This is a genomic window from Polaromonas sp. P1_F9, from assembly GCF_056405615.1.
Window position 1 is genome coordinate 38775 of record NZ_JBFUBT010000005.1, and the last position, 20553, is coordinate 59327.

General features: G+C 62.6%; 18 protein-coding genes. 7 read left to right on the plus strand and 11 right to left on the minus strand.

Going from position 1 to position 20553, the window contains the following annotated elements:
* Positions 1 to 229: 229 nt before the first annotated feature.
* Entirely contained in the window at positions 230 to 988 is a 759-nt protein-coding gene (locus AC1DYR_RS15980; RefSeq protein WP_477705968.1) for a TSUP family transporter, read from the plus strand.
* 168 nt (positions 989 to 1156) lie between these two features.
* On the opposite strand, the gene mrdA is transcribed toward AC1DYR_RS15980, so the two are convergent.
* The 4 genes from mrdA to AC1DYR_RS16000 form a co-directional block, all read right to left on the minus strand.
* A complete protein-coding gene (gene mrdA, locus AC1DYR_RS15985; RefSeq protein ID WP_477705969.1) occupies positions 1157 to 3235 on the minus strand; it encodes a penicillin-binding protein 2 in 2079 nt (692 codons plus the stop codon).
* A gap of 94 nt (positions 3236 to 3329) precedes the next feature.
* Complete coding sequence (mreD, locus tag AC1DYR_RS15990) at positions 3330 to 3848, minus strand: rod shape-determining protein MreD (protein WP_477705970.1); 519 nt, start codon at positions 3846 to 3848, stop codon at positions 3330 to 3332.
* The gene (gene mreC / locus AC1DYR_RS15995; RefSeq protein ID WP_477705971.1) at positions 3845 to 4765 is read right to left on the minus strand and encodes a rod shape-determining protein MreC; all 921 of its coding nucleotides are present in this window, start codon (positions 4763 to 4765) and stop codon (positions 3845 to 3847) included. Before mreC ends, mreD begins: the two co-directional genes overlap by 4 nt.
* 58 nt (positions 4766 to 4823) lie before the next feature.
* Positions 4824 to 5867, minus strand: a complete 1044-nt coding sequence (locus AC1DYR_RS16000; RefSeq protein WP_457281706.1) for a rod shape-determining protein — start codon at positions 5865 to 5867, stop codon at positions 4824 to 4826.
* Between the two features lie 283 nt (positions 5868 to 6150).
* On the opposite strand from AC1DYR_RS16000, the gene gatC reads away from it, so the two are divergent.
* Genes gatC through gatB form a run of 3 tightly spaced genes read left to right on the plus strand, consistent with a single transcriptional unit; the run spans position 6151 to position 9474 of the window.
* Positions 6151 to 6450 (plus strand): Asp-tRNA(Asn)/Glu-tRNA(Gln) amidotransferase subunit GatC, encoded by a 300-nt coding sequence (gatC, locus tag AC1DYR_RS16005; RefSeq protein ID WP_477705972.1) that lies wholly within the window; start codon positions 6151 to 6153, stop codon positions 6448 to 6450.
* An 8-nt stretch (positions 6451 to 6458) separates the two neighbouring features.
* Positions 6459 to 7973 (plus strand): Asp-tRNA(Asn)/Glu-tRNA(Gln) amidotransferase subunit GatA, encoded by a 1515-nt coding sequence (gatA, locus tag AC1DYR_RS16010; RefSeq protein ID WP_477705973.1) that lies wholly within the window; start codon positions 6459 to 6461, stop codon positions 7971 to 7973.
* Between the two features lie 40 nt (positions 7974 to 8013).
* The gene (gene gatB / locus AC1DYR_RS16015) at positions 8014 to 9474 is read left to right on the plus strand and encodes an Asp-tRNA(Asn)/Glu-tRNA(Gln) amidotransferase subunit GatB (RefSeq protein ID WP_477706203.1); all 1461 of its coding nucleotides are present in this window, start codon (positions 8014 to 8016) and stop codon (positions 9472 to 9474) included.
* A 39-nt stretch (positions 9475 to 9513) separates the two neighbouring features.
* Here the strand turns inward: gatB and AC1DYR_RS16020 are convergent, their stop codons facing one another.
* The gene (locus AC1DYR_RS16020; protein WP_477705974.1) at positions 9514 to 10182 is read right to left on the minus strand and encodes a DUF4124 domain-containing protein; all 669 of its coding nucleotides are present in this window, start codon (positions 10180 to 10182) and stop codon (positions 9514 to 9516) included.
* Between the two features lie 9 nt (positions 10183 to 10191).
* Positions 10192 to 10932 (minus strand): orotate phosphoribosyltransferase, encoded by a 741-nt coding sequence (pyrE, locus tag AC1DYR_RS16025; protein WP_477705975.1) that lies wholly within the window; start codon positions 10930 to 10932, stop codon positions 10192 to 10194.
* An 11-nt stretch (positions 10933 to 10943) separates the two neighbouring features.
* On the opposite strand from pyrE, the gene AC1DYR_RS16030 reads away from it, so the two are divergent.
* Positions 10944 to 11810: an exodeoxyribonuclease III gene (locus tag AC1DYR_RS16030; RefSeq protein ID WP_477705976.1), complete on the plus strand. Its 867-nt coding sequence runs from the start codon at positions 10944 to 10946 to the stop codon at positions 11808 to 11810.
* 222 nt (positions 11811 to 12032) lie between these two features.
* On the opposite strand, the gene AC1DYR_RS16035 is transcribed toward AC1DYR_RS16030, so the two are convergent.
* From AC1DYR_RS16035 to AC1DYR_RS16055, 5 genes are all read right to left on the minus strand, one after another.
* Positions 12033 to 12416: a response regulator gene (locus AC1DYR_RS16035; RefSeq protein WP_477705977.1), complete on the minus strand. Its 384-nt coding sequence runs from the start codon at positions 12414 to 12416 to the stop codon at positions 12033 to 12035.
* A gap of 3 nt (positions 12417 to 12419) precedes the next feature.
* A complete protein-coding gene (locus AC1DYR_RS16040) occupies positions 12420 to 15320 on the minus strand; it encodes a PAS domain S-box protein (protein WP_477705978.1) in 2901 nt (966 codons plus the stop codon).
* A 30-nt stretch (positions 15321 to 15350) separates the two neighbouring features.
* Positions 15351 to 15692: an Hpt domain-containing protein gene (locus AC1DYR_RS16045; RefSeq protein WP_477705979.1), complete on the minus strand. Its 342-nt coding sequence runs from the start codon at positions 15690 to 15692 to the stop codon at positions 15351 to 15353.
* A gap of 347 nt (positions 15693 to 16039) precedes the next feature.
* Complete coding sequence (locus AC1DYR_RS16050) at positions 16040 to 17197, minus strand: HPP family protein (RefSeq protein ID WP_477705980.1); 1158 nt, start codon at positions 17195 to 17197, stop codon at positions 16040 to 16042.
* Positions 17198 to 17221: 24 nt separating this feature from the next.
* Positions 17222 to 18064 (minus strand): M48 family metallopeptidase, encoded by an 843-nt coding sequence (locus AC1DYR_RS16055; RefSeq protein WP_477705981.1) that lies wholly within the window; start codon positions 18062 to 18064, stop codon positions 17222 to 17224.
* A gap of 31 nt (positions 18065 to 18095) precedes the next feature.
* Here AC1DYR_RS16055 and AC1DYR_RS16060 point away from each other — a divergent pair, with 31 nt between their 5' ends.
* Both AC1DYR_RS16060 and AC1DYR_RS16065 read left to right on the plus strand, forming a co-directional pair.
* Positions 18096 to 19502 carry an AmpG family muropeptide MFS transporter gene (locus AC1DYR_RS16060; RefSeq protein ID WP_477705982.1) on the plus strand — a complete coding sequence of 469 codons (1407 nt, stop codon included), beginning with the start codon at positions 18096 to 18098 and terminating at the stop codon, positions 19500 to 19502.
* Between the two features lie 191 nt (positions 19503 to 19693).
* A complete protein-coding gene (locus AC1DYR_RS16065; protein WP_457281718.1) occupies positions 19694 to 20410 on the plus strand; it encodes a response regulator in 717 nt (238 codons plus the stop codon).
* Positions 20411 to 20553: the final 143 nt, after the last annotated feature.

Here is a 20553-nt window from a genome sequence, read left to right on the forward strand (position 1 = left end):
CGCGAGGAGCCGAGGAGACACGAGACAGTCATTAAGAAGTACACAAGCAAAGCGGCATTCCACAAGAGATGCAGATTTGCAAAAAGCGCTGGCAACCCCAGCGCTTTTTTTATGCCTCCACCCTGATGAAGTCATTCCTCAAAAACCCTCATAACCCTTGATTGACGAGCGAGAACAGCTATCTATTTGATAGCGCAACCCGATTCTGTGCGATGAGACAATCCGGGCCATGGAATTATTCATCGTCTCGTTGGCCTCCCTGCTCGCCGGTTTTGTGGACTCTATCGTCGGAGGCGGCGGGCTGATCCTGGTGCCGGCCCTGTTTGCGGTTTTCCCCACCACGCATCCGGCGACCCTGTTTGGGGTCAACAAGGGAGCTTCTGTCTGGGGCACGGCAGTCGCCACAGCCCAATATGCCCGCCGCGTGGAGCTTCGCTGGGCGGCGCTGCTGCCGGCGGCGGCTGCGGGTTTTACCGGCTCGCTGGCAGGCGCCTGGCTGGTCACCATCATCTCCCCGGGCTTCTTGCGCAAGGCCCTGCCCTTTGTGCTGCTGGCAGTGCTGCTCTATACCCTGGCCAGGAAGGAACTGGGCCGCCACCACGCGCCCCGCTTTACCGGGCATGCCGAAACCGCGGCAGCCTGCTGCATCGGGCTGGTGCTTGGGTTTTATGACGGCTTCTTCGGCCCGGGTACCGGAAGCTTCTTTGTATTTTTATTTGTGCGCTGGCTGGGTTATGACTTTTTAAACGCATCGGCTTCGGCCAAGCTGCTCAACACCGCCACCAACCTGGCGGCGCTGGCGCTCTTTGCCTGGAAGGGCCATGTCTGGTGGCATTTCGCCCTCACGATGGCGGTGGCCAACGTGGCGGGCAGCCTGCTGGGGACCCGGCTGGCCCTCAAACATGGGGCGGGTTTTGTGCGCGGGGTGTTTATCGCCGTAGTCAGCGTGCTGATCCTGAAAACCGCTTTTGACGCATTTGCGCGCTGACGACGTGCCGCCAGTTTGCTATCGATTTGATAGCTTCTTGCGCATGTCCTGTATGGGTTCTCGGCGAATTTGGCTTGAAATCCGGCCATCACCGTTCAATGACAAAATTGGTGCTCAGCCCAATAGAGGCATGCGCAAGCAGCTATCAAATCGATAGCAACGACCGGGTCAATCGGGGTTGATGCCCGCCGCCGCCATGGGCGGCGGCAGCTTGCTGAGCGCTTCCGCAATCGCCGCCGTCCTGGCCTTGGCGGCAGCGGCTGCCGCGGCGTTCGTGGGGCCGGGGGAAGCGCCTGCTGCGCCGGCCGACAGCAGGCCGGCGACGTCGGCGGCCTGGCGCGGCTTGCCGATGGGCGCTGCCGCCAGCCCCTTCTGCACCGCCACCATGTCTTCCTCGCTCGGGTACTGGCCCAGCAGCACATAGTCAAAAACACGCCGTGCAATCGGCGCCGCCACCCCGGCACCCCAGCCGGCGTTTTCCACAATCACCGCCAGCGCGATCTTGGGGTCTTCCGCCGGCGCAAATGCCATGTAAACAGCGTGGTCGCGCTGGTACTCTTCCATCTTGCTGCTGTTGTACTTGTCTTTCTGGCCGATGGTGACCGCCTGGGCTGTGCCGGTTTTGCCGCCGCTCAGGTAGCCCGCCCCGGCAAACACGCGTGCCGAGGTGCCTTCCTGGGTGACGCCAACCAGGGCCTTGCGCACGATCGCGATGTTTTCGGCCTTGTAGCCCAGGTTTTCCGGCAAGTCGGCGGGCAGCGGGTGCATCACGCGCGTCACCGGGTCCTGCGTGCCTATCACCAGCCGCGGCCGGTGCTTGACGCCGTTGTTGGCCAGCACGGCCGTGGCCTGCGCCAGCTGCAGCATGGTGAAGGTGTTGTAGCCCTGCCCGATCCCCAGCGAAATGGTTTCACCGGGGTACCACTTCTGGTGCTCCGGCCTTTTGTAGGCCTTGCGCTTCCAGTCCTGGCTGGGCAGCACGCCCGTGACCTCGCCGCTGATATCGATGCCGGTGATCTGTCCAAAGCCAAGCGGCTGCATGAAGTCGTGCATGGCGTCCACGCCGAGTTCGTTGGCCAGCGAATAAAAGTACACATTGCTGGACTTCACGATGGCGCGGTACATGTCCACCGCCCCCAGCGCAATATCGCCGTGGCTGCGGAAGACGTGGCCGCCGAAACTCCAGGAGGCGTTGTCGTTGACGATGAAGCTGGCGGAGCGCTTTCCGGTTTCCAGCGCCGCCATGGCCATGAAGGGCTTGTAGGTGGAGCCCGGCGGGTAGGTGCCGCGCAGCGCGCGGTTGAGCAGCGGCTTGTCCAGCGAATCCCGCAGGTATTGCCAGCTCTCCGTGTCGATGCCGTCCACGAACAGGTTGGGATCGAACGTCGGTTTGCTGACAAACGCCAGCACGTCGCCGGTCTTCGGGTCCATCGCCACCAGCGCGCCGCGCCGGTCGCCGAACATGTCTTCCACCAGCTTCTGCAGGCGGATGTCCAGCGACAGCATGACGGTGTTGCCGGGCGTGGCCGGGTTGCTGGCGAGCTTGCGCATGGCGCGGCCACCCGCAGAGGTCTCGACCTGCTCGACACCGGTGGTGCCGTGCAGCTGCTGCTCAAAACTCTGCTCGACGCCGAGCTTGCCGATGTAGTCGGTGCCGCGGTAGTTGCCTTCGTCTTCGCTGCCTTCGATGACTTCTTTTTCTGCCTGGTTGATGCGGCCGATGTAGCCCACCACGTGGCTGCCCAATTCGCCATAGGGGTAGCTGCGAAACAGCCTGGCCTTGATGTCCACACCCGGGAAACGGAAACGCTGCGCCGCGAACCGGGCGACTTCTTCGTCGGTCAGGCGCGTGCGTATGGGCAGCGATTCAAAACTTTTGGATTCTTCGCGCAAACGCTTGAAACGCCGCTTGTCGCGCACCTGGATGTCGACCACCTTTTCCAGCGCGGCAATGGTTTCTTCCAGGTTGTCGACCTTGGAAGGCGTGATCTCCAGCGTGTAGGCCGAATAGTTGGTGGCCAGCACAACGCCATTGCGGTCCAGGATCAAACCCCGGTTGGGCACGATGGGCACGATGGCCGTCCGGTTGCTTTCGGCCTGCTCGTTCAGGTCGGCATGGCGGTACACCTGCAAATACACCAGCCGCGCCGCCAGCAGAGAAAAAGCACACAGCACCGCAAAGCTGGCCACCAGCACCCGCGCACGAAAGCGCGACAGGTCGGCTTCTACGTTGCGAAGTTCAGTCATGGTGGTCCGACTCTACAACCGCAAAGAAGTGCCCGCAATGAGAAGGTAATACGAAGTGAGCGACCGTAGGGGCCATGTCCAGCGTGGGGGCCATCTATAGAGGTCGGTTTTGATCGGGGTCCGGCGCGCGGCGCTGCGGCACCAGCAGCAGCACGCTCACCACCGGCCACAGAACGGCCTCTATCAGCGGCGCCAGCAGCATGATCCAGCCCGGGAAAATTCCGCCGCCGATCATGCGGATCACCAGCTCCACGCCATGGGCTACCGCAAACAGCGGCAGCACCTGTACAGCCTGCGACGGCACCGTGAACCAGAGCAGGCGGCGATGGATCATGGTGGCAAAAAAGCTCAGCGCCGTATACGACAGCGCATGCTGACCGAGCAGCGAAGACTGGTGCACGTCCATGCCCAGGCCGAACATGAAAGCCACGCCGATGCCGACACGCAGCGGCTGGTGCACGTTCCAGAACACCAGCACCAGGGCCAGGAAATCGGGCATCCACGGCACGCGGCCCAAGGGCAGCATGTCCAGCAGCAGCGCAGCGATCAGGCTGCACCAGATGAAGACGGGGTTGGCCGGCAGCAGCAGCTGCTGGCCCGATGGCATGATCATTTCGAAGCCCCTTTCTTCTTGGGCGCGGGCTCGGGCGTGTCGTCGGGCCGTGGCGGAATCTGGCCGGTGCCGGGCTTGACCACGATGACGTGCCGCGCACCCGTCACGAGCGCCTGCGGTGTGCAGAAAATTTTTGCGAACGCCGATTCCGCGCGCCGCTCGATGCGGCTGATTTTGGCCACCGGCAGGCCGGCCGGGTAGACGCCGTCGACGCCGCTGGTGGTCAGCAGGTCGCCTTGCTGCACGTCCGAGTTGCTGCCCATGAAGCGCAGCTCCAGGCCGCTGCCCGAAACGGTCGGGTCGCCATAGGCCACGCTGCGCGCGCCGGTGCGCACATTGAGCACCGGAATGGCCAGGTCGCGGTCGACCAGCAAGGTCACTTCGCTGACCAGAGGATGCACGCGGGTGACCTGGCCCAGCACGCCGGCCTCGTCCAGCACCGGCGAGCCCAGGTCAACGCCCTGCGCCATGCCTTTGTCGATGATCACCTTGCGGGTGTAAGGGTCGGCCGCGTCATACAGCACCTCGGCAGCCATCACCGGGGTGCCGAGCTGTTCGCGCAGGCCCATGAGTTTGCGCAGGCGATTGTTCTCCTGCGTAAGCTGCTCGACCTGGCCGGCGCGCAGTGACTGCAGCGCGAGCTTGCGGCTGGCATCTTCGCTGCTGTTTTTTGCATCATTCAGGGTGGTGAAATATTCACCGCTGCTTTTGACGGCCCGCACCGGTTGCAGCGCCAGCCATTGCACCGGATACAGCGCAGTGGCCAGCGCGGCGCGCACCGGCTGGGTGATGCGAAAACGCGTGTCGGCCACCATCAGGAACAGCGACAGCGCACTGAAAAACACCAGCTTGGACAGCGCTGACGGCCCCTGTTTGAAAAAGGGCGGCGGGGATCTGTCGAGGGTTCCTAAAGGCATGGTTCGCTGTCAGGCTGGCCCCGCTTCATGCCCGGCGTGCAGCATGAAGTGAAGACGCTTATTCCGAGGTGAAGATGGAACCCAGGCGGTCCATGCGCTCCAGCGCAATGCCACAGCCGCGCACCACACATGTGAGCGGGTCTTCGGCCACCAGCACCGGCAGGCCGGTTTCCTCGGCCAGCAGGCGGTCCAGGTCGCGCAGCAAGGCGCCGCCGCCGGTCAGCATCATGCCGCGCTCCGCAATATCGGCGCCCAGCTCGGGCGGCGTCTGCTCCAGCGCGTTTTTGACGGCGCTGACGATGTTGTTGAGCGGGTCGGTCAGGGCTTCGAGGATTTCGTTGCTGGAGATCGTGAAGCTGCGCGGCACGCCTTCGGAGAGGTTGCGGCCCTTGACTTCCATTTCCTTGACTTCGGAGCCGGGGAAGGCCGAACCGATGCTCTTCTTGATGGCCTCGGCGGTGGGCTCGCCGATCAGCATGCCGTAGTTGCGGCGGATGTAGTTGATGATGGCTTCGTCGAAGCGGTCGCCGCCGACACGCACGCTGCCCTTGTAGACCATGCCGCCCAGCGAGATCACGCCGACTTCGGTCGTGCCGCCGCCGATGTCGACCACCATGGAGCCGCTGGCTTCCGACACGGGCAGGCCCGCGCCAATCGCCGCAGCCATCGGTTCTTCAATCAGGTACACATCGCTGGCACCGGCGCCGAGTGCGCTTTCGCGGATGGCGCGACGCTCAACCTGGGTGGAGCCGCAGGGCACACAGATGATGATGCGCGGGCTGGGCTTGAACAGGCTGCGCGGGTGCACCATCTTGATGAACTGCTTGAGCATCTGCTCGGTCACCGTGAAGTCGGCGATCACGCCGTCTTTCATCGGGCGGATGGCCTCGATGTTGCCGGGGACCTTGCCCAGCATGGCCTTGGCTTCGTGGCCGACGGCCTGGATGGTTTTTTTGCCCTGCGGGCCGCCTTCATGGCGGATGGCAACCACAGAGGGTTCATCCAGCACAATACCGCGGTCGCGTACAAAAATCAGGGTGTTGGCGGTGCCAAGGTCAATGGCCAGGTCGGTGGAGAAGTACCGACGGAATGATTCAAACATATGCAGGAGTCCGGTTGAGCATGAGCAAACTTCGTTGCTCCATCGCCTTTTTATTGATCAAGCAATTATGGGGAAGTTGAGCCAGAGGCGCTCTGAAATCTGCTTCCGGCACCTAAAAAACGCCTAAAGCCCGCATCCAACCCTGATTTCACACCAAAGGCGGGATAATAACGCATCCCCTATAGATCAATAGCTTTAGCCTGCCTGTTTTTTCAGCTTTACACCTCGTTTCAGCCCCTGTTTTCTGGTTTATTTTCTCCCGTATTTCCTTCATCCCTACCCCATGGCATTGACACCCCAAGACATCGCCCGCGTCGCCAACCTGGCGCGGCTGGAATTGCGTCCCGACGAAACCGAGCACACCCTGGCCCGACTCAACGGCTTTTTCGCCCTGGTCGAGCAGATGAAAGCCGTCAATACCGACGGGGTGGAACCTTTGGCCCATCCGGCCGCGGTGATCGGTGAAGTGGCCCTGCGCCTGCGCGAAGACGTCGCCAGCGAGCCCAACCAGCGTGAAGCCAGCCAGGTGAGTGCGCCCGCCGTGGAGCGCGGCCTTTTCCTCGTGCCCAAGGTGATCGAATGAGCGGCGCCATGAAATCTTCTTCCGCTTCTTCTGATCTCCACGACCTGGGCGTTGCCCAGCTGGCCGCCAAACTGGCCGCCCGCGAAGTCTCCAGTGTTGAAGTCACGCAGCATTTTCTGGCCCGCATCCAGCAGGAAAAGCTGGGCGCCTTCCTGGCCACCAATGCCGACGTGTCGCTGGCGCAAGCCAGAGCCGCCGACGCGCGCCTCGCCGCCGGTGAACGCACTCCCTTGCTGGGCGTGCCGCTGGCGCACAAGGACGTTTTCGTCACGCGCGACTTCCCCACGACAGCCGGCTCAAAAATCCTGGAAAACTACCGCAGCCCCTTTGATGCGACCGTGGTGGGCAAGCTCGGCGCGGCCGGCATGGTCATGCTGGGCAAGCTCAACTGCGATGAGTTCGCCATGGGTTCGGGCAACGACAACAGCGCCTACAAGCCCGTCAAAAACCCCTGGGATCTCGAACGCATTCCCGGCGGTTCCTCTGGTGGCTCTGCGGCCGCCGTAGCGGCCCGCCTGGTGCCCGCCGCGACCGGCACTGACACCGGCGGATCAATCCGCCAGCCTGCGTCGCTCACCGGCATCACCGGCATCAAGCCCACCTACGGCCGCTGCTCACGCTACGGCATGGTGGCCTTTGCCTCCAGCCTGGACCAGGCCGGCCCGATGGCGCGCAGCGCGCTCGACTGCGCCCTGCTGCTCTCGAGCATGGCCGGGCCCGACCCGGATCGCGACTCCACCTCGCTGGACCTGCCCGTCACTGACTATGCTACTGATTTGATAGCTGCCGGCGCACAATCTGCGGGCGCAAAACCGTTAAAAGGCTTGAGAATAGGGCTGCCCACGCAATTCTTCGGTGCGGGTTGCGCACCTGACGTGCTGGCCGCCGTGCGCACCGCACTGGCCGAGTACGAAAAGCTGGGTGCCACATTGATTGACGTGAGCCTGCCGCTCACCGAGCTGTCCATCCCCGTGTACTACGTGATCGCGCCGGCCGAAGCCAGCAGCAATCTGAGTCGCTTTGACGGCGTGCGCTATGGGCATCGCGCAGCAAATTACACCGACCTGAACGACATGTACAAAAAGTCACGTTCGGAAGGCTTTGGCGACGAGGCCACGCGCCGCATCATGATCGGCACCTATGTGCTGTCGCACGGTTACTACGACGCCTACTATCTCAAGGCGCAGAAAATCCGCCGCCTGATCGCGCAGGATTTCCAGACCGCTTTCACGCAGTGCGACATCATTGCAGGCCCTGTTTCGCCCACCGTGGCCTGGAAGATCGGCGAAAAGTCGGACGACCCGGTGGCCAGCTACCTCGCCGACATCTACACGCTCTCATCGAGCCTCGCCGGCCTGCCCGGCATGAGCGTGCCGGCGGGTTTCGGCACGAGCGGCATGCCCGTAGGCCTGCAGCTGATCGGCAACTACTTCAAGGAAGCGCAACTGCTGGGCGCCGCGCACCAGTTTCAGTTGGCGACCGACTGGCACCTGCGCCAGCCCCCAAGCCTCCAAGTGATTTGACATGAGCCAGACCCAACCCACCGTCAACCCTTTCGCCGAAATGCAGGCCGGTCGCCCCACCGGGCCGCTGGTGCAAGGTTACGAAGTCATCATCGGCTTTGAGACCCACACGCAGCTCACCACGCAATCGAAAATTTTCAGCCGTGCCTCCACCGCATTCGGCGCCGAGCCGAACACACAGGCCTCCGCGGTGGACTTCGCCCTGCCCGGCGCCTTGCCGGTGATGAACAAGGGTGCTGTGCAACGGGCCATCGAGTTCGGCCTGGCCGTCAATGCTCACATCGCCGAGCAAAGCGTGTTTGCGCGCAAGAATTACTTCTATCCCGATCTGCCCAAGGGCTACCAGATCAGCCAGTTCGAGATTCCAGTGGTGCAAGGCGGCAGTGTCGAGTTTTTTCTGGACGGCGAGAAACGCTCGGTGCGCCTGGTGCGCGCCCATCTTGAGGAAGACGCCGGCAAGTCCCTGCACGAAGACTTCATTGGCATGAGCGGTATCGATTTGAACCGTGCCGGCACGCCGCTTCTCGAAATCGTGACCGAGCCCGACATGCGTTCGTCCGCAGAGGCGGTGGCGTACGCCAAGGAGCTGCACAAGATCGTCACCTGGATCGGCATTTGCGACGGCAACATGCAGGAAGGCAGCTTCCGCTGCGACGCCAACGTGTCGGTGCGCAAACCCGGTGCCGAGCTGGGCACCCGCCGTGAGATCAAGAATCTGAACAGCTTCAAGTTCATGCAGCAGGCCATCGACTTCGAAGTGCGCTGGCAGATCGAACAGATTGAAGACGGCCATACGATTCAGCAGGCCACGGTGCTGTTTGATCCGGACACGGGCGAGACGCGTTCGATGCGGACCAAGGAAGATGCCGCGGACTACCGCTACTTTCCCGACCCGGATTTGCCGCCACTGGTGATCGGCCGAGACTGGGTGGAAAAGACCCGCGCCGACATGTCAGAACTGCCGCGCGTCATGGCCGCGCGTTTTGTGGCAGATTACGCCCTGCCCGAATACGACGCCGGCCAGCTCACCCAAAGCAAGGCAATAGCAGCTTATTTCGAAGCGGTGGCGACACTCAGCAAACAGCCCAAGCTGGCCAGCAACTGGGTCATGGGCGAGTTGTCGCGGCGGCTGAACAGTGAAGAGAAATCGATTGAAACTTCCGCCGTCAGCGTAGCGCAACTTGCCGCACTGATTGGCCGGATTGCGGACGGCACGGTTTCCAACAATGCGGCCAGGCAGGTGTTTGATGCGTTGTGGACCGGCGAGGGCCAGGACGTAGACGCCATCATCGAGGCCAAGGGTCTCAAGCAGATGAGCGACACCGGTGAACTCGAAAAAATCATCGACGATGTTCTTGCCGCCAACGCCAAAAACGTCGAGGAAGTTCGGTCGGGCAATGCCAAAGCCATGAACGCCCTGGTCGGCCAGGCCATGAAAGCCACCAAAGGCAAGGCCAATCCGGCCCAGGTGAACGAGTTGCTCAAAAAGAAGCTGGGCTGACCGTTCTGACGGGGTTAACAGCGGCCCACAGGCGAGCCGCTAATTTTTTGCGGCGCCAGCAACACCACTGGCCGCAATGGCAGGCACGCCGGCAACGGTCCACAGCTGCTTGAGCTTGGCCAGCTCTTCGTCAAACCGCTGGTTGACGCGTTTTTTTTCCTGCTCCTGGTCCTGGATGAATTTCTTCTGCACCAGGGCGCTGCTGTCGTTTTCCTCGATCCTGCGTTTCAGCGCAGGAGGTGCCTTGGCGGGGTCTTTCGCGTAAAACTCGAGCTCGCTGTTGATGCTCTTGCGCTGCTCGGACAGCTCCACCGTTCTTTTACTCGCAGCCTTGATGACCTCATCGATCTGGGCCAGCGCGGTGAAGCGTTCCTGGTCATGCACCTCCCGGCGCGGATAGCGCAGCAACAGGGCGCGGTCACGCCGTTTTTCCTCGGCTTCGCGTGCGCGCACTTCAGCTGCGGCCTTCTCTTTTTCCTCGAGGGCGGTGCGCTCCTGCGCGGTCAGCGACGGGCCCATCTGGCGCTTGACCAGGCCGGTGGGGCCCAGTTCCTGTTGCGTGCGGTCTATGCATTCAATGATCGGGCGATCTGCCGTGATCTTGCGGCCCTTGCCGTCAACACAGGTGTAGATGTTCTGCGCTGAAACGGGGACGGCCAGGCACATGATTGAAATACAGATGACCGTGAACAGGGTTCGCAGGAGCAATTCGAATCCTTAATTGACGCCGTATCGTTCCCGATAGGCCAGCACCGACTGGTAGTGCGCTTGCAAAGATAACGTTTCAGGAGCGCTTGCTGCCGACGTGCCCCCCTGCCTGGAGAGATACTGCAGCAAGTCGGTCAGGCGCGCAATCGCACAAACCTGCAAGCCCAACTGATTCGTTACATATTGCACAGCACTGTGGTTCACATCCACACCGTTCTCAGTGGCCTTCTCCTGCCGGTCCAGCGCCAGCGCCACAGCGTGGGGAATGGCCCCGGCCGCCCGGATGATGGCAATGGATTCGCGGGCGGCGGTGCCGGCGGACATGACGTCGTCAATGATCAGCACACGGCCCTTGACCGGAGCGCCTACCAGCGTACCGCCTTCACCGTGCTCCTTGGCTTCCTTGCGGTTGTAGGCGAACGGAAAATTGCGCCCCAGCCGCGCCAGCTCGACGGCCACCGCGGCAGCCAGCGGAATTCCCTTGTAGGCGGGCCCGAAAATCATGTCGAATTCTAGGCCGCTGCGCTTTTCTTCGGCGAGCAGGTGGCGCGCATAGAATTGCGCGAGCCGGCCCAGCTTGGCCCCGTCGTCGAACAGGCCGGCATTGAAAAAATAGGGGCTCATGCGCCCGGCCTTGGTCTTGAATTGCCCGAAGCGCAGCACGCCCGACTCGACGGCAAACTGCACGAATTCCTGTGCCAGCGCACCGTCCTTGTTGTCCTGATCGCCCTTTTCGCCAGCCGTGCTCATTTGAAAGTCCCATGTTTAAGTTAACCAGCCTCAACCTCAACGGTATCCGCTCCGCAGCCAGCAAGGGGCTGCTGGACTGGGTTGCACAATCCATGCCGGATTGTATTTGTGTGCAGGAGCTCAAAGCCCAGGCCGCCGACATGAGCGGCCGGTTCGAGGAAATCGCCGGCATGAGAGGCCATTTTCATTTCGCCGAGAAAAAAGGCTACTCCGGCGTCGGTGTGTACACGCGGCACGAACCCAGCGACGTCATCGTGGGCTACGGCTCCACCGAATTCGATGCCGAAGGACGTTATGTGGAACTGCGCTTTGACAGGCCCGGGCGCAAGCAAAGCCCCAAGCTGTCCATCATCAGCTGCTATTTCCCGAGCGGCTCTTCGGGCGAAGAACGCCAGGCCGCCAAATTCCGCTTCCTGGCCGAGTTTTATCCGCGCCTGCTGGCCCTGAAGGAAACGCGCGACTTCGTGCTGTGCGGCGACATCAATATCGCGCACCAGGAAATCGACCTGAAAAACTTCAAGGGTAATAAGAAGAACAGCGGCTTCCTGCCCGAAGAACGTGCCTGGATGACCGAGCTGCTGCGCGATGCCGAGCTGGCCAACGAAGCCGCACAGGAGCTGACAGAGCGCACAGGCCCCTCGCTCAAGGGCGGCGGCATGGTCGACGTCTACCGCAAGCTGCAGCCCGCAGCCACGGACGCGGCCTACACCTGGTGGAGCAACCGCGGCCAGGCCTATGCCAAAAACGTGGGATGGCGGCTGGACTATCACCTCGCCACCCCGGCGTTCGCCGCACTGGCCCGCAGCGAACATATCTACAAGGAACAGCGGTTTTCAGACCACGCCCCCATGAGCGTGGACTATGACTTCAAGCTATAACCCCCGCCCAGGCTCACTACGTGTAGCCTGTCCCCCCCTTCCAGGGGGCAGCGCCTGGGGCCGGCGAAGCCGGACCCTCGGCCCTTGCTGGTGAAATACTCCCACTGCATACGCCCTGGATCTTCAAGCCAGTATGAGCCGCGGGACTGGCTTTGCCAGACCGCAGGCGGGCGGCCCCCTCGGGGGGCAAGGAGTTACACGCAGTGAACGACTGTGGGGGCTCTACTGCCCGGCCCAGATGCGCTGGATCTGGGTCGACAGCTCCATCGGGTCAAACGGCTTGGGAATCACCTCCATGGCGCCCAGGCCCTTGTACACCGCGACCTCCGCAGCCTGCACCTTCGCAGTCATGAAAATCACCGGCGTGTCGGCCGTTGCCGGCAATGCCCGAAGACCTTTGAGCGTGCTGGGCCCGTCCATGCCGGGCATCATCACGTCCAGCAGCAACAGGTCGGCCCCGGCGCCCGGTGCGGCATCCAACGCCTCCTGGCCCGAAGCGCAGGCGATAACGGTAAAACCGCCTACGGCTTCCAGCGCCATCTGCGCAACCATACGAATGTCGGGTTCGTCTTCGACATACAAGATACGGGTCAGTGGTTTGGTCATGGCTTAGCTCAGGGGTTGGGATTGGGTAGGGCGGGAGTCGGCTGGAATCTGAAGCACACGCTGGATTGTATTGAGCAGTTCGGTATTGGAAGTATGGGCCTTGACCAGTACCGCATCGGCCTGCTTGCCATCCGCCGGGTTTACGTCGCCGGCCGAGAATACGATCACCGGCGGGCGCGGATCCAGGGCGTCGATATCCTCGAACAGGTCCCAGCCCGAATGGCTGCCGAGCGACAGGTCCAGCAGGATCAGGTCGAATGAATGCTGGCGCAGAAGCGCGCGAGCCTCGTCCAGCGTTGTGGCAAATTCGAAGGTCGCAAAATCCTGTGCAATGGCGGCCGTGATTTGCTGGATATCCTGGTCGTCTTCGACATGCAGAACGCGCGGTTTGCCTTCATCCACGCTGACAACGGCCCGTCGCAAGCTGTGAATAAGCAACCGCTCGTCAATGGGTTTCTTCAGCCAGTCCGACACCGTGTGCGGCTTGCGGTTGAACTGCAACTGCCCCTGCTCGGCCATGGCCGAGATCACCACAACAGGCAGGTGGCGGGTTCTTTCGTCCTCCCGCAGCTGGCCGATAAAGGCCACGCCGTTTTGCCCAGGCAGTTTCAGGTCTACCGTCACCGCATCGTAGCTATTGGCCGCCAGGCAAGCCAGCGCCTGCTCCGCGCTGTGTGTCATGTCGGAGTCGAAACCGGCCTTGCTCAGCATCATGCTGATCAGCCTGGCTACGTCGGGATCACCTTCGCAGATCAGGATGCGGGGCCGGGTTGAAACAGCCGGCTGTATCCGCACGGGCTGCAGCAGTGGCACCGGGTTCGTCCATTCCGGCACCTCAAAAAAGAAGGTGGTTCCCACGCCTTCCGCACTGCTGAAGCCAATCGTGCCGTCCATCTTCTCCACCAGCGCGCGGGAAATATTCAGGCCGAGGCCGGTTCCCCCCTTTTGCCGGGTGTCGGAAGAATCCGCCTGCGAGAATTTCTGGAAAATGCGCCCGTGGAACTCTTCGGGAATGCCGGGGCCGACATCAATCACTTCGACCCGAACGCGCTGCGCCGACCGTGACAGCCTGACCTCCACCGGGCTGCCCGGTGGCGAAAATTTGACCGCGTTGGACAGAAGATTGGTCAAAACCTGGGTCATGCGGTCAGCGTCGATCCGTGCCTGCAGGGCGACGTCAGGCGCCCGCAACACGAGATCTACCCGGTGCTGGCTGGCAAATCCCTCATTGGCGACCAGCGCCTGCTGCACCAGTTGCCGCAGGTCCACCACCTGCAGGTCCAGGCGCAATTTGCCGGACTCGATTTTTTCACTGTCCAGGATGTCGTTGATCAGCCGGATCAGTCGTTCACAGTTGCTTTGGGCAATGCCCACCAGGTTCTTCACCGCCGCAGGCAGCTCACCGGCCACGCCGCCGGAAATCAGCCCCAGAGAGCCGCGTATGGACGTCAGCGGCGTGCGCAACTCATGGCTCACAGTGGACACGAATTCGGTCTTCATGCGGTCGATACGCCTGAGCTCGGTGATGTCCGTGCCCATTGAGAAGAACCCGATGACCTTGTCTTTGGCGGCGCCTTCGCCGTAGCGGGGGAAATACTGCATCGCGAAGTGCCTGCGGTCGCCTTGCGGCGTCACCTGGGTGCGTTCGTAACGGACCGGCTTGCCGCTCAGCACTTCTTCCACTTTCTCCCGTACGGTTTCGTAAATCTGCGGACCCAGGACTTCCGCCAGGGGGTGCCCGTCGATCTGCTCGAAGCTCAGGCCGAAAGCAGCTTCGTAAGCGCGGTTGTGAAAGCGAAAGCGCTGCTCCGTATCGAGGTAGGCAATGAGGGCCGGCACCGTATCGGTGACCTGGCGCAGCTGGGACTCACTCGCCCGCAAGGCCTTGCTGATGCGCTTGCTCTCGGTAATGTCATGCATCAACGCGGTGAAAAGGCGGCGGCCGCCGACCTGCACATCACTAAAGGACACGCTGACCATGAACTCGCTGCCATCTTTGCGCAGGGCGCGCACTTCCTGCCCGGATATCCGGAATGTTTCCGGCTGCTCGCGCATCATGGAGGTGAAATCCTTGTATTGCTGGCGAAACCGCGGCGGCACCAACTCCGACACGTCACGGCCGATCAGATCGCTTTTCTCGTACCCAAAGAGTTGCAAAGCCGCCGCGTTGGCCTCCAGAACGATGTCGTCGGACGTGGTGGTGATCACCGTTTCGACCATTCCCTCGGTAATGCTGCGGCTCATGACTTCTGTGTCGCGCAATTGCTCTTCGCCGCGTTTTCGCACGTGCTCATAGTGCTTGACCACATAGACCATCCAGGCCAGCATGCAGGCAAACAGCAGGTTTCCCGCGATGATGAAGCCCTGAGCCCACTGGGCGCTATGCTCCGCCGCGGCCTGCGCGTCACGCCACTTATGGACCTCGCGATTACGCGCGTTTTCCAGCAACCCGTCGGTGCGCAGCCTCAATTGCCGGCTGGCATCACTGCCAAGAACGGTCGCAGCGGCTTCGGGGCCGGACGCCTTGCGCGCCGCGATGGACTGGTTCGCGATCAGGGCGCGCTGGTTGATCAGTTCGTCAAACTCTACGGCCTCCTGCAGCACGTTGGCGCTGCGCATGCGTGACCTGATCGCGCGCAACTCGACCCGAGCCCGCTGGAACTCCTCCAGCTCCTGGGGGCTGCCGCTCAGAAGATACTGCCGCAATGTGGACTCGGCCGTGCGAAGGCCGGAGTCCGCACGCTCGAGCATCACCAGCGTGTCTTCCGTGCGCACCCGGGATTGCGCCGTTTCAATCAGGCGGTCGATGCCGATGTACGAGGCCGCACCCACAACCATCATCAGCACAAGGCCTGCAGCCAATGCGATTTTGATCTTGACCAGAAAAGCGTTGGAGGAAAACATGGACATTTTGTGCGATCTGATCGTAGGCGTTCACGCAGTACCGGGAAAGCGCTGCTGCAGTGCCTTAACTGCCCGTCCGACTTCGGCCTGCACCTGCGGCGAGAGCGGCTGGCCGGCACCGACATGAGGTTCTATGGCCAGTTCCAGCGCCTGGGCCGCAAGGCCGAGGTCGGCCCATCCGAAGGTTGCCGCAGATCCAGCCAGGCTGTGCGCATGGCGCTCCAGGGTTGGCAGAGTCTGTGCCAGATCGTCGCCGTTGAGGACTTGTTGCCATAAGGCCGCCACCTGCTCAAGACGGCGCGGCAACGAGCGGCTGTAGTCGGCGCGCTGCTCCTCCATAAATGCGAGCAGGGCCGGGTTGGGTTGCGTCATGGCATCCGGAAAGCTGGCGTCCGCCGTGCGCTATTTGATGCAGTGCCGTAGGAGCAACTGGCGGCCAACCCCGAAATCGCCTTGGCATGCAAGCAACGCGGGCACGCAGGTTGCCCCTGATGAAGAAGAAAGCACATGCGGCTTATCTTACGGCTCAGGTTCCAAAACACAGCGTAGGACAAGTACGAGGTTTCGCCTTGGGATGCACCCCTTCCGTCCGGATGTCATGAGTAGATCATCTGCAACGGCAGTTCACTAATTCTTGTGGATTGCTTTATGGAGTGAAGTCCGGAATTTACGTGGTAAATGAATATATTAGTATTCAATAACTGGGCGCATTGCGCGCATCAAACCGATGGATCGGCAGCCCGCCCCAGTGCGGCCACCACATCAGACTGGGTAATAATTCCCACCAGCCGCCCCTCCTCCCCGATGATGGGAATGTGGTGGTGACCGGTGCTGCCGAACAGCGGCACCAGTTCCAGCAGCCGCCGGTGCATGCCCGCCACCCGCACATTACGGGTCATGATCTGGCCAACGACTTCGGGTTTGTCGGAATAAACGCTGCGCGTGGTGCGCACCAGCTGCCTCAGCTTGGCGTCAAAGCCTTCGTACAAATCGAGTTCTGCCGCCCGCATGAAGTCTGCCTGCGTGATGATGCCTGCGATGCGGAAGCTGCGGTCCACCACCGGCAAGGCCTTGATGCGGCGCTCCCTCAGCAGGGCCCATGCCTCTTCCAGCGGAGTGCCGAATTCCACCGTGACGAGATCGCGCGACATGACGTCGGCGCAGCGGACTTCCGCCAGTTTGCGGTCGTAAGCGCGCAGCCGCGTTTCGGCCAGCAAGGTCTTGAGATCGTCGCGGCTGACGTCCAGCACCTGGTTGTAGCGCGCCAGCACGGCGTCCAGGTCCGCATCAAGCAGTTGGTCTTCTGCGGACGGCGTGGGGCCTGGGGGCGCCAGTTGCGTGTGGGGATAGGCCCGCCGCGTGGCGTTGTTATAGGCGACACCCACACCCACCAGCAACACCGAGTTGAGCATCACGGGATAAAACGCAAACAGCGGGTCGGAGACGCCGCCCAGCACCACCATCAAGGCAGTAGCGCCGCCTGGCGGGTGCAGGCAGCGCAAGGCGAGCATGAGCGCAATGGCGGTTCCCACGCCCAATGCGGCAGCGAGTTGCGCAGAGCCCAGCAGATGCATGCCGTGCACGCCCGCAATACCCGCCAGCGCCGACAACGTGTTGCCGCCCACCACATTCCAGGGCTGCGCCATCGGGCTGGCCGGCACGGCATACACCAGCACGGCGCTGGCGCCGAGCGGCGCCACCAGCCAGGGCAGGCCCGGCATCATCCGGTCAGCCAGGTGGCACAGCAGCCCTGTCACGAAAATGCCCAGCAGCGAACCGATCACAATGCGCAGCCGCTCGCGTGAGTTGATGCGGGTGCGTCCCGGCCGGAAGCCTCGCCACCAGGCGCGCGTGAAGAATGCGGCGCGCTGCGTCAACCCAGTCACCAGGGGCCAGCCCGATCAGCCGCGGGCGCGTTGATAAAGACCCTGCACCTTGGGCACATTGGCCTGCAGCTGCTGGATGCGTTCAGGACCGGAGGGATGGGTGGACAGAAAGCTCGGGCCGCCGGCACCGCCACCGGCCTGCGCCATTTTTTCCCAGAGGCTGACGGATGCCTGCGGGTTGTAGCCGCCGCGCGCGGCCAGCTCCAGTCCGACGAGGTCGGCGTCCGTCTCGTCTTCGCGGCTGAAGCGCAGCGTCAGCAGCTGGGTGCCAATGTTGGCAGCGACGTCGCCGAGCTGGCCGAGGCCCAGCAGTTGCGCACCGAGCGAGAGCAGCTGCCCGGTTCCCGCGCTTTTGGCGATGCGGGAGCGCGCATGCTCGCGCAACGCATGGGCCATTTCGTGACCCATGATCATTCCAATTTCATCGTCGGTGAGCTTGAGCTGATCGATGATGCCGGTGTAGAACGCGATCTTGCCTCCGGGCATGCAGAAGGCGTTGATCTGCTTGCTGCCGAGCAGGTTGACCTCCCAGCGCCACTGGTTGGCGCGGTCGTTCCACTGTGCGGCCTGCGGCACCAGCCGGGTGGCAATGCCGCGTATGCGCTGCAACTGGGGGTTGCCCGGCGAGGCCAGCGCCCCCTTGGACTTGGCCTCCGCCAGCAGCTTGGCATATTCCTGCGCGGCGGCGTTTTCCAGTTCCTCGGCAGGGATCAGCTTGCGCAGCCCCGACGACGGCCCGACATCAACCTGCGCGAGCAGCGGGGTGGTGACGGCCGTCGCTGCGGCGCCGCCGGCCGCCAGCAGGAACGCCCGGCGGCCAGCCCAGGCAGAGTGTTTGGCCTCGCATAAAAAGCACATGGGTGAATAATAGTCACAAATCAAGATGCCCATGTCAGACAAAACCCCCTCCTCCGAACTGCCATCACTCGCCCCTGTCGCTGCGCACAGCGCGGCATCTACGGCCCCCTCTGTGAAAGCCGCACCCAAGCCCGCCTGGCGCGATGTCTGGCACGTGTATGCCGAGGCCGCCACGCTGCGTATGCTGTTCCTGGGCTTTTCCGCCGGCCTGCCCCTGCTGCTGGTGTTTGGCACGCTGAGCTTCTGGCTGCGCGAAGCCGGCATAGACCGCACCACCATCGGCTACCTGAGCTGGGTCGGGCTGGCCTACGGCTTCAAGTGGGTGTGGGCACCGCTGGTGGACCGCATGCCCATTCCGCTGCTCACGCGCCTGCTTGGGCGCCGGCGCAGCTGGCTGCTGCTGTCGCAACTGGTCATCGTGGCGGCGCTCGTCGGCATGGCGCTGACGGACCCCAGACTGGCATTGCAACCGGTCGTGTGGTGCGCACTGGCCGTGGCATTTGGGTCGGCCACACAAGACATCGCGCTGGACGCCTACCGCATCGAGTCGGCCGACATCCAGCGCCAGGCTGCACTGGCTGCCGCCTACCAGACGGGTTACCGCATCGCGATGATCTGGGCCGGCGCCGGGGCGCTGTGGATCGCAGCGCGTGCCGAAGTCGCAGGTGACGCCGTCACTTACCAGCACGGCGCATGGCAAGTGGCCTACCTGGCCATGGCGGCGTCCATGCTGCTGGGCATGGCGACGGTGCTGCTGTCGCCCGAACCAGCGCCGCGCCCGCTGGCGCCATCACGCAACGCTGCAGAGTGGCTTAAAACCGCGCTGGTCGACCCGTTCGCCGATTTCCTGCGCCGCTACGGCAAGCAGGCGCTACTGATCCTGGCGCTGATCGCGGTCTACCGCATCAGCGACGTTGTCATGGGCATCATGGCCAACCCGTTTTATGTCGACATGGGCTACACCAAGGACGAGGTCGCTGCGGTGACCAAGATTTACGGCGTGGTGATGACGCTGGCAGGCGCCTTCGTGGGCGGTGCGCTGGCCATGCGCTTCGGCGTGATGCGCGTGCTGATGCTGGGCGCCGTGCTGAGTGCCGCCAGCAACCTGCTGTTTGCCTGGCTGGGCACGCGCGGGCACGACGTCAATGCGCTGATCTTCGTGATCTCGGCCGACAACCTCTCCAGCGGCATTGCTTCAGCCGCCTTCATCGCCTACCTGTCGAGCCTCACCAACATCAATTATTCGGCCACCCAATACGCACTTTTCAGCTCCATGATGCTGTTGCTGCCCAAGTTCCTTGCCGGTTATTCGGGCAAGTATGTGGACTCTTTTGGTTACAGCAACTTCTTCACCGCAACGGCCCTGCTGGGCCTGCCCGTGTTGCTTCTGGTGGGTTTTGCCTCAAGGCTAAAAGCACCGCAAGCCCAGAAGGAATGAGCGCAAGCAGCTATTAATTCGATAGCAAAAAAACGCGTCTGCAGCGCACCGCACAGAGAGTATGCTGGAGGTTCGCTGCGCCGGTTTACCGTAACTTTACGGTGGCTTCAAGCGGGATTGTTGCGCGCGGCGCACCATGAATTTCATTGTGATTCCACCCCACGGGGAACACCTGCACACGAGGACCAGCCATGACCCAACAGCTTTTGATGATTGAAGACGATACCCGCCTGGCCAATATGGTGGGCGAATACCTGCGCCAGTCGGGCTACGGCTTTACCCACGCTGCCGACGGCGCGGCAGGCCTGGCAGCACTGGAAGCCGCAACGCCTGACCTGGTCATCCTGGACCTGATGCTGCCCGACATGGATGGACTGGAAGTGTGCCGGCGCATCAAGGGCCAGGGCAGCGAAAACGCCAACACCGCCGTGCTGATGCTGACGGCCAAGGGCGACCCCATGGACCGCATCGTCGGCCTGGAAATTGGCGCTGACGACTACCTGCCCAAACCTTTCGAGCCGCGCGAGTTGCTGGCGCGCATCCGGGCCGTGCTGCGCCGCGGCGGCGAAACGGGTGCAGCAGCCTCCAGCGGCGGCCACAAGGTCATGCGCTTCGGCTCGCTGGAAATCGACCGCGATGCACGCACCGTGTCGGTGTCCGGCAACCCCTGCGAGCTGACGTCTTACCAGTTCGACCTGCTGGTGGCACTGGCCGAACGTGCCGGCCGCGTGCTGAGCCGCGACCAGATCATGGAAGCCGTACGCGGCCGCGAACTCGAGGCCTTTGACCGTTCCATCGACGTGCACATGGGCCGCATCCGCAGCGCCATCGAGGCCGACGCAAAAGACCCGAAACGCATTCTGACGGTGCGCGGCGTCGGCTACGTTTTTGCCAAACAGCAGGACTAAGGAGGGAAGTAGTTATGGAGCTTCTGGAAATGCAATTGTCGGGATGCAGGGCGAGGCGCCCGGAGCGCAGGACACCGGAATGCACTTGGGTGCATGAGGATTCCGAGCACCGCGCAACGACGCCATGCGCCCGAAAATTGGAT

Coding starts and splice junctions, on each gene's coding strand:
- AC1DYR_RS16060 (WP_477705982.1), top strand. CDS start 18,096: ATGTCAGACAAAACCCCCTCCTCCGAACTGCCATCACTCGCCCCTGTC.
- mrdA (WP_477705969.1), bottom strand. CDS start 3,235: ATGACTGAACTTCGCAACGTAGAAGCCGACCTGTCGCGCTTTCGTGCG.
- gatA (WP_477705973.1), top strand. CDS start 6,459: ATGAAATCTTCTTCCGCTTCTTCTGATCTCCACGACCTGGGCGTTGCC.
- AC1DYR_RS16045 (WP_477705979.1), bottom strand. CDS start 15,692: ATGACGCAACCCAACCCGGCCCTGCTCGCATTTATGGAGGAGCAGCGC.
- AC1DYR_RS16030 (WP_477705976.1), top strand. CDS start 10,944: ATGTTTAAGTTAACCAGCCTCAACCTCAACGGTATCCGCTCCGCAGCC.
- gatC (WP_477705972.1), top strand. CDS start 6,151: ATGGCATTGACACCCCAAGACATCGCCCGCGTCGCCAACCTGGCGCGG.
- mreD (WP_477705970.1), bottom strand. CDS start 3,848: ATGATCATGCCATCGGGCCAGCAGCTGCTGCTGCCGGCCAACCCCGTC.
- pyrE (WP_477705975.1), bottom strand. CDS start 10,932: ATGAGCACGGCTGGCGAAAAGGGCGATCAGGACAACAAGGACGGTGCG.
- mreC (WP_477705971.1), bottom strand. CDS start 4,765: ATGCCTTTAGGAACCCTCGACAGATCCCCGCCGCCCTTTTTCAAACAG.
- AC1DYR_RS16000 (WP_457281706.1), bottom strand. CDS start 5,867: ATGTTTGAATCATTCCGTCGGTACTTCTCCACCGACCTGGCCATTGAC.
- AC1DYR_RS16065 (WP_457281718.1), top strand. CDS start 19,694: ATGACCCAACAGCTTTTGATGATTGAAGACGATACCCGCCTGGCCAAT.
- AC1DYR_RS16040 (WP_477705978.1), bottom strand. CDS start 15,320: ATGTTTTCCTCCAACGCTTTTCTGGTCAAGATCAAAATCGCATTGGCT.
- gatB (WP_477706203.1), top strand. CDS start 8,014: ATGCAGGCCGGTCGCCCCACCGGGCCGCTGGTGCAAGGTTACGAAGTC.
- AC1DYR_RS16035 (WP_477705977.1), bottom strand. CDS start 12,416: ATGACCAAACCACTGACCCGTATCTTGTATGTCGAAGACGAACCCGAC.
- AC1DYR_RS15980 (WP_477705968.1), top strand. CDS start 230: ATGGAATTATTCATCGTCTCGTTGGCCTCCCTGCTCGCCGGTTTTGTG.
- AC1DYR_RS16055 (WP_477705981.1), bottom strand. CDS start 18,064: ATGTGCTTTTTATGCGAGGCCAAACACTCTGCCTGGGCTGGCCGCCGG.